Origin of the sequence: Streptomyces sp. NPDC093225 (assembly GCF_044753805.1) — a bacterium.
GTDB lineage: Bacteria > Actinomycetota > Actinomycetes > Streptomycetales > Streptomycetaceae > Streptomyces.
In genome coordinates this window covers 25420-33389 of record NZ_JBIVNX010000070.1, presented here as the reverse complement: position 1 = coordinate 33389, position 7970 = coordinate 25420, and the positions used below count along the sequence as shown (strand labels likewise).

The 7970-nt window shown below is 73.1% G+C and carries 8 protein-coding genes; 2 read left to right on the top strand and 6 right to left on the bottom strand.

Annotated elements, in window-relative coordinates; genetic code table 11:
- Positions 1-127: 127 nt before the first annotated feature.
- Entirely contained in the window at positions 128-1024 is an 897-nt protein-coding gene (locus ACIQCH_RS35320; RefSeq protein WP_402587895.1) for an alpha/beta fold hydrolase, read from the bottom strand.
- Between the two features lie 374 nt (positions 1025-1398).
- On the opposite strand from ACIQCH_RS35320, the gene ACIQCH_RS35315 reads away from it, so the two are divergent.
- Positions 1399-2541, top strand: coding sequence for an IS30 family transposase (locus ACIQCH_RS35315; protein ID WP_402587894.1), 1143 nt, complete (start codon positions 1399-1401; stop codon positions 2539-2541).
- 260 nt (positions 2542-2801) lie between these two features.
- Here ACIQCH_RS35315 and ACIQCH_RS35310 read toward each other — a convergent pair whose 3' ends face one another.
- Positions 2802-4706 carry a DEAD/DEAH box helicase gene (locus ACIQCH_RS35310; protein WP_402587892.1) on the bottom strand — a complete coding sequence of 635 codons (1905 nt, stop codon included), beginning with the start codon at positions 4704-4706 and terminating at the stop codon, positions 2802-2804.
- A gap of 467 nt (positions 4707-5173) precedes the next feature.
- Here ACIQCH_RS35310 and ACIQCH_RS35305 point away from each other — a divergent pair, with 467 nt between their 5' ends.
- A complete protein-coding gene (locus ACIQCH_RS35305) occupies positions 5174-5965 on the top strand; it encodes a ferritin-like fold-containing protein (protein ID WP_402587890.1) in 792 nt (263 codons plus the stop codon).
- A gap of 102 nt (positions 5966-6067) precedes the next feature.
- Here the strand turns inward: ACIQCH_RS35305 and ACIQCH_RS35300 are convergent, their stop codons facing one another.
- From ACIQCH_RS35300 to ACIQCH_RS35285, 4 genes are all read right to left on the bottom strand, one after another.
- Complete coding sequence (locus ACIQCH_RS35300) at positions 6068-6355, bottom strand: hypothetical protein (protein ID WP_402587888.1); 288 nt, start codon at positions 6353-6355, stop codon at positions 6068-6070.
- A gap of 176 nt (positions 6356-6531) precedes the next feature.
- Positions 6532-6759 carry a DUF3107 domain-containing protein gene (locus ACIQCH_RS35295; protein WP_402587886.1) on the bottom strand — a complete coding sequence of 76 codons (228 nt, stop codon included), beginning with the start codon at positions 6757-6759 and terminating at the stop codon, positions 6532-6534.
- 133 nt (positions 6760-6892) lie between these two features.
- On the bottom strand, positions 6893-7540 hold the full coding sequence (locus ACIQCH_RS35290; protein WP_030209039.1) for a TetR/AcrR family transcriptional regulator: 648 nt from the start codon (positions 7538-7540) through the stop codon (positions 6893-6895).
- A gap of 212 nt (positions 7541-7752) precedes the next feature.
- Complete coding sequence (locus tag ACIQCH_RS35285; protein ID WP_402587884.1) at positions 7753-7968, bottom strand: hypothetical protein; 216 nt, start codon at positions 7966-7968, stop codon at positions 7753-7755.
- Positions 7969-7970 lie beyond the last annotated feature (2 nt).

Here is a 7970-nt window from a genome sequence, read left to right as displayed (position 1 = left end):
CCTTCGGCCACCTCCGGCCCGGGCCTGCCTCCGGTCCAGCCTGCCACCCCCGTCAAGCGCCTCCCCCACACACCACGGGACCCACCGGCACCGCCAAGGATGTGCGGGGCGGGGGCGGTGTCAGGGGCTAGGCGGGGACGGAGGCTGCGGCTGCTGACGCGGCGGTGTCCCAGAAGGCCACGAGCTCGCGGGCGGTGGTGGCCGGGTCCTCGGCGTTGGGGGAGTGCTCCGTGCCGGGGACTACGGCCCGCCGGGCGCCCAGGCGCTGCGCCATGTCGTCCATGCGCGGCACCGGCCAGGCGTAGTCGACCTCGCCCGACAGGACCAGCTTCGGCAGCGCCGGGGCCGCCTCGGCCAGCTCCGCCACCCGGTCGGACTCGGCGATCAGCTGCCGGCCCGTGGCCATGAGCTGCCAGCGGCTGGTGGCCAGCCAGCGGCGGTGCAGGAAGTCCGCCAGCTCGGGGGAGTCCTGCAGGGCGTCCTCCGGGTCGTGGGCGCGCATGGCCTGCCAGACCGCTTCCATGTCGTCGCCCATCAGTTCCAGGCCGGCGACCAGGAGCTTCGTGCGCTCCTGCTGGTCCTCCGCGATGGCGGCGGGGCCGCTGCTCATGAGGGTGAGCGACCGGAACAGGCCGGGGGCGCGGATCACGGCGGCGCGGGAGACCAGACCGCCGAAGGAGTGCCCGAGCAGGTGGACCGGCTGCTCCGCCGCGCCCAGCGCCTCGGCCTGCGCGAGCAGGTCGCGGGCGAGCTCTTCCTGGGCGTACCCGGCCTCGTCGTCGGGGCCGGGCGTCTCGTGCTGGCCGCGGCCGTCGACGGCGACGACGTGGTAGCCGGCCGCGACGAGGGGCTCCAGGAGGCCGATGAAGTCTTCCTTGCTGCCCGTGAACCCGGGTACGAGCAGCGCGACGCCCTTCCCGCCCGAGGGTGGCACCGCCTCGTGGACGGCGAACCGGCCGCGGCTGGTCTCCAGGAGGCGGGCGACGGCGTGTTCCGGCAGCGTGAGCCGGGGCGGCTTGCTCATGCCCCCACGTTACCGACCGGTTGTGTTCCCCGGTTCGGCCACCCCGCCGCCACCGGACGCGCCCCGCGGCCCCAAGGCCCGCCGCCCCGAGGCCGGTCGCGCTGCGGCCGTTGTGCCCGACGCGGATGGCCTCTCCAAGGGAGCGGCCGTCCCGTGGTGTGTGGGGGAGGTGCTTGAGGCGGCATGGCAGGCTGGTCCGGAGGCAGGCCCGGGCCTGGGGTGGCCGAAGGCCAGGGGCGGAGCCCCCTCTTCCGTTCTAGTGGTCGTTGCAACACCCCAGCTCGGGGGATGCGATGGATTTCAAGGTCCGGGAGATTCGGACGGCTCAGGGGCCGAAGAAGTTGGTGCGTGAGCGGGAGACATACTTCCGGCTCATGCAGCAGGGCTTCAGCAACGAGCACGCGTGTCAGATCGTCGGTGTCAACGCGAAGACCGGGGTTCGATGGCGTCACGGTCGCAGCCCGCAGCGCGGGCGGAAGGCGGCACCGTCGGCTCGAGCGGTGGTGCCGCCCTCGGGTGCGTCCCGGTATCTGCACGAGGAAGAGCGGCTCTACATCGCGGACCGGCTGCGGGAGGAGGCGTCGGTCCGTGCCATCGCGGCCGAGCTGGGCCGCAGCCCCTCCACGGTCAGCCGGGAGATACGCCGCAACCGCACGGTCGACCCCCGCGGCCGGTGGCACTATCGGCCCTACGCCGCCCAGGCCCGCGCTGATGCCCGTCGGCGTCGCCCCAAGCCGGGGAAGATCCGCCGCAATCCTGAGTTGCGGGACTTCGTCCAGGCCGGCCTTGCCCGGCGGTGGAGCCCGCAGCAGATCTGCCAGGCTCTGCGGATGACCTTCCCCGACCGGCCGGAGATGCACGTGGTCCACGAGACCGTCTACCAGGCCCTCTACATCCAGGGCCGGGGCGAACTACGCCGCGAGGTGGCCCGCGCCCTGCGCAGTGGACGCACCCGCCGCAAGCCCCAGCGGCAGGCGGACTGCCGCCAGCCCCGCTTCAAAGATCCCATGGTCATGATCAGTGACCGGCCCGCAGAGGCGGAAGACCGGGCGGTGCCCGGTCACTGGGAGGGTGACCTGATCATCGGTAAGGACGGCGCCTCGGCCATCGGCACCCTGGTCGAGCGCGCCACCCGCTACGTCATGCTGCTGCACCTGCCCGACGGTCGCAGCGCCGAACACGTCCGCGACGCACTGGTGACCACCGTCAAAACCCTGCCCGGCCACCTCGTCCGTTCCCTGACCTGGGACCAGGGCAGCGAGATGGCCGCGCATCTCTCCTTCACCATCGCCACCAACATCCCGGTCTACTTCTGCGACCCCGCCAGCCCATGGCAACGCGGCTCCAACGAGAACACCAACGGCCTGCTACGGCAGTACTTCCCCAAGGGCACCGACCTGAGCGTCCACACCCGCGAACACCTCGACGCCGTCGCCGCCGAACTCAACGGCCGCCCCCGCAAAACCCTCGACTGGCAAACCCCAGCCCAACGCCTGCATAGACTCCTCACGGCCTAACCAACACGACCACGTGTTGCAACGACCCCTAGAAACCGCCCCTTGCCCCAGGGGTGGGCCTGCCGCAGGGCCTGCAGGCCATGACGGGTCAAGCACCGAGGGGACCCACACACCACGGGACGGCCCACGAAGCGAGCCCCCACCCCCCGATCGCCCCGCCTCCGATCGCTCTCGCCCCCCGCGCCCGCCCGTCCAAGCCCCCGCCGCCGGACACGCGAAAGGCCCGGCCCCACAGGGGGCCGGGCCTTTCACACAGCGGGTCAGGACTCCTGGGAGTCCGCCGGCTTGCGGGTCGCACGGCGGCGACGCGGCTTCGGCTCGTCCGACGCGGCCGGAGCCTCCGCGGCCGGAGCCTCGGCCTCGGCCGGGGCCGACGCGGCACGCGTACGGCGGCGACGCGGCTTCGCCGGCGCCTCCTCCGCGGCCGGGGCGTCGGCCACGACGGCCTCCCCGGCCTGGGCCGGGACCTCGACGACGGCGGTCTCGGCCACCGCGTCGGACGCGGCGGCGCGGGTGCGGCGGCGGCGCGGCTTGGCCGGGGCCTCCTCCGCGACGGCGGTGTCGGCGGCGGGAGCCTCGACGACGGCGGTCTCGGCCACCGCGTCGGACGCGGCGGCGCGGGTGCGGCGGCGGCGCGGCTTGGCCGGGGCCTCCTCCGCGACGGCGGCGTCGACGGCCGGGGCCTCGACCACGGCGGCCTCGGCCACCGCGGCCTCGGCGGTGGAGGCGCCAGCGGCACGGGTACGGCGCCGGCGCGGACGCTTCGGGCCCGCCTCCGCGGACTCGGACGCCACGGCGGAACCCTCGGTGCCCTCGGCGGTGGCCACGGCCTCGGCCGCGTCCGGGCCGATGTCCGCCCCGCCGCGCGTCCGGCGGCGCTGCCGCGGCGTACGGGTGCGGGCCGGGCGCTCCTCGGCCGGAGCGGCCGACGAACGGCGGCCGCGGCCGCCCGGCTCGCCCAGGTCCTCGATCTCCTCGGCCTTCAGGCCGGCCCGGGTGCGCTCGGCACGCGGCAGGATGCCCTTGGTCCCGGCCGGGATGTTCAGCAGCTCGTAGAGGTGCGGGGAGGTCGAGTACGTCTCCTCCGGCTCGTGGAAGTCCAGCTCCAGCGCCTTGTTGATCAGCTGCCAGCGCGGGATGTCGTCCCAGTCGACCAGGGTGATGGCGGTGCCCTTCGCGCCCGCGCGGCCGGTGCGGCCGACCCGGTGCAGGAAGGTCTTCTCGTCCTCGGGGGACTGGTAGTTGATGACGTGCGTGACGCCCTCGACGTCGATGCCGCGTGCGGCGACGTCGGTGCAGACGAGCACGTCGACCTTGCCGTTGCGGAAGGCCCGCAGGGCCTGCTCGCGCGCGCCCTGGCCGAGGTCGCCGTGCACGGCGCCGGACGCGAAGCCGCGGCGCTCCAGCTGCTCGGCGATGTCGGCGGCGGTGCGCTTGGTGCGGCAGAAGATCATCGCCAGCCCGCGGCCCTCGGCCTGCAGGATGCGGGAGACCATCTCCGGCTTGTCCATGGAGTGCGCACGGAACACGTGCTGCGTGATGTTCGCGACCGTCGCGCCCTCGTCGTCCGGCGAGGTCGCGCGGATGTGGGTGGGCTGAGACATGTAGCGGCGGGCCAGGCCGATGACGGCGCCCGGCATGGTCGCCGAGAACAGCATGGTCTGGCGCTTCGGCGGAAGCAGGTTGATGATCTTCTCGACGTCGGGCAGGAAGCCCAGGTCGAGCATCTCGTCGGCCTCGTCGAGGACGAGCGCCTTGACGTGGGACAGGTCGAGCTTCTTCTGCCCGGCCAGGTCCAGCAGGCGGCCCGGGGTGCCGACGATCACGTCGACGCCCTTCTTGAGGGCCTCGACCTGGGGCTCGTACGCGCGGCCGCCGTATATGGCCAGGACGCGGACGTTGCGGACCTTTCCGGCGGTCAGCAGGTCGTTGGTGACCTGGGTGCACAGCTCACGGGTCGGTACGACCACGAGCGCCTGCGGCGCGTCGGTGAGCTGCTCGGGCTTGGCGCGGCCCGCCTCGACGTCCGCGGGGACGACGACGCGCTCCAGCAGGGGAAGGCCGAAGCCGAGCGTCTTGCCCGTACCGGTCTTCGCCTGGCCGATGACGTCCGTGCCGGAGAGGGCGACGGGGAGGGTCATCTCCTGGATGGGGAAGGGGGTCACGATGCCGACGGCTTCGAGGGCCTCGGCGGTCTCGGGAAAGATCCCGAGCTCTCGGAACGTAGTCAGGGTGCTGCCTCTTCTGTGAGACGCGGCGCGAGGCGGCGAGAGGGGGTCTTACCGTGCCTGGCATAGCTCCCCCGGCTCATCGCCGGGGGCACCTCCGGTCTCGGCTCGAAGAGAGCCGCCTGGCCGGATGACGCGGGACCACTGCCTTCGCTCAAGCGCTCGTGCCGCTGAGGGGGCCCCTCATGGCGGTGGAGCGCGTAAGCGCGCACCGCATCGAGGGCGGTCGGTTGGAGCCGATCGGGCCACCGACCGGGCATCCTCATTCGGATGGCCCGCCGAGTATCCGGCAGGCGCTATAGCACTGTACCCCGGATTCGCGCAGGTTTGTTGGGTGAATTCATCACGGCGGCGTGTACAGGGTGACTGACCAGGCACTTCCGCCTGTGTCCGGGCGGGCTATTGTGCGGTTCATGGAGACCGCTGAGAACGCCGAGAACGCCGAGAACACCCCGAACACCGAGTCCGCGACCGGCGCCGAGGAGCAGCCCGTGGGCATCGCCGCCCAGGACTGGGCGACCGCCGCCGCCTCGCCGCAGTACCGCGCGGCCGTGGTGGACCTGCTGGGTGCCCTGGCGTACGGCGAGCTCGCGGCCTTCGAGCGGCTCGCCGAGGACGCGAAGCTGGCCCCCACGCTCGCCGACAAGGCGGAGCTGGCGAAGATGGCCTCCGCCGAGTTCCACCACTTCGAGCGGCTGCGCGACCGGCTGGCCGCGGTGGACGTGGACCCGACCGAGGCCATGGAGCCCTTCGCGAAGGCCCTGGACGACTTCCACCGCCAGACCGCCCCCTCCGACTGGCTGGAGGGCCTGGTCAAGGCGTACGTCGGCGACTCGATCGCCAGCGACTTCTACCGCGAGGTCGCCACCCACCTCGACTCCGACACCCGCTCCCTGGTCCTGGGCGTGCTGGACGACACCGGCCACGGCAACTTCGCCGTGGAGAAGGTCCGGGCCGCCATCGAGGCCGACCCGCGCGTCGGCGGCCGGCTGGCCCTGTGGGCGCGCCGCCTGATGGGCGAGGCCCTGTCGCAGGCCCAGCGCGTGGTCGCCGAGCGCGACGCCCTGTCGACGATGCTGGTCGGCGGCGTGGACGGGATGGCCGCGGGCTTCGACCTCGCCGCGGTCGGCGAGATGTTCACCCGCATCACCAAGGCCCACACCAAGCGCATGGCCGCCCTGGGCCTCGCCGCCTGACCACCGGCCCGACCGGTTCCCCCGGGGGGCGCGCCACGGGCCCGCCTCCCGGTCCCGTCCGCTCCCCGGCCCGTCGGCGCCCGCGCGCCCCTCGCGCCGGTTTCACCCTCCGGAGGGGAGGGAGAACGGCGCCCTGCCCGTCGGGCGGGTCCGCAGCAGCAGGGACAGGGCCGCCGCGCCCACCAGGGCGGCGCCCAGCAGCGACACGGCGAGCGTCCGGTGCCCGGGCCCCAGGGCGTAGTGCGTGAGGTAGCCGCCGAACATCGCCCCCAGCGCCCCCGTGACCAGCACGACGCGTGCGGACGGCAGCCGCCCGGGCAGTCTCCTGACGGCCAGCCAGGACAGGGCGAGACCCAGAACAGCGGAGCCGAACGCTTCCACCACGAGCATCAAGTCCCTCCCGCACGGCCAGGGGCAAATCGGGTCGTAGGCGGTCCTACCCGAAGCGTGCGGCGCACAACCCTCGGCCACCCCGGCGGGCACGGAAACGGCCCGGTGGGAGGAACCACCGGGCCGTTTCTCTCAGTTGTGTGTTACGAGGGTCCGACGGGACCCCTGCGCACCGGTTACGCGGCGCCGAACCCGACCTTGCGCACCGACGGCTCGCCGATGTCGACGTACGACAGCCGGTCGGTCGGGATCAGGACCTTGCGACCCTTGATGTCCGTCAGGCTGAGCAGCTGAGTCTTGCCGGTGAGGGCGTCGGCGACGACAGCCTCCAGCTCCTCGGCGCTCAGTCCGCTCTCCAGCACGATCTCCCGGGGTGCGTGCTGCACGCCGATCTTGACCTCCACGGCTATGTCCCTCCGACGGTCCGGGGCGCGCGATCACCGCGCCGTACCCGGACACAGTAGCCCGGCGAGCGCAGGCCACGCCGCGCCTGCGCCACGCTGCGAGCGAACACGGTGCGGGAACACCGCCGGGGCATCAGCCCTGGCCCTGCTCCTGGCCGTGCAGCGGGAAGCCGGCGATGCCGCGCCAGGCCAGCGAGGTCAGGAGCCCGACCGCCTTGTCGCGGTCCACGGGGCTCTCGCTCGACAGCCAGTACCGGGCCACCACCTGCGAGACCCCGCCGAGGCCCACGGCCAGCAGCATGGCCTCGTCCTTGGCCAGGCCGGTGTCCTCGGCGATCACGTCGGAGATCGCCTCCGCGCACTGCAGCGAGACCCGGTCCACGCGCTCGCGCACCGCGGGCTCGTTCGTCAGGTCGGACTCGAAGACGAGGCGGAACGCGCCGCCCTCGTCCTCCACGTAGGCGAAGTACGCGTCCATCGTCGCGGCCACGCGCTGCTTGTTGTCGTTCGTCGACTCCAGTGCCGTCCGCACCGCCAGGAGCAGCGCCTCGCAGTGCTGGTCCAGCAGTGCCAGGTACAGGTCGAGCTTGCCGGGGAAGTGCTGGTACAGCACCGGCTTGCTCACTCCCGCGCGCTCCGCGATGTCGTCCATCGCCGCCGCGTGGTACCCCTGTGCCACGAAGACCTCCTGGGCCGCGCCCAGGAGCTGGTTGCGTCGGGCTCGGCGCGGCAGGCGTGTGCCCCGCGGGCGCGCCGCCTCGGTCTGCTCGATGGCTGTCACGCCGCCTCCCACTTTCTCTCTGTCGTGCGCGCTGTGCGCCGCCGCGTGCGCTGCGCGCCGCGCCCGCCATCGTACTTTTCGGTAACCGAATCTGGAGGGTCCGGACCGACTTTTCTCGGTGTACGGACAACGGCGGGCACCGTGCGGACCTGTACGAATACCCCGTACTCCGCTTCCGGACGCCCGCCGGGCCGGGTCCCGCCCGGCACTGCTCAGCGGTAGTCGTCCTCGTCGAGCGAGACGACGCGCGCCTGTTCGACCGCGTCCGCCTCCGGGGTCTCGACCCGGTCGTCCGCGGTGAGGGGTTCGTCCTCGCGGGGGTTCAGCTCGGTGTGCTGTTCGGCCGCGTCCGCCTCCGGGGCCTCGGCGTCGAGCGCCTCCTGGAACCTGTCCTGAAAGGTGTCCGGCTCCGCGGGATCGACAGTCATGT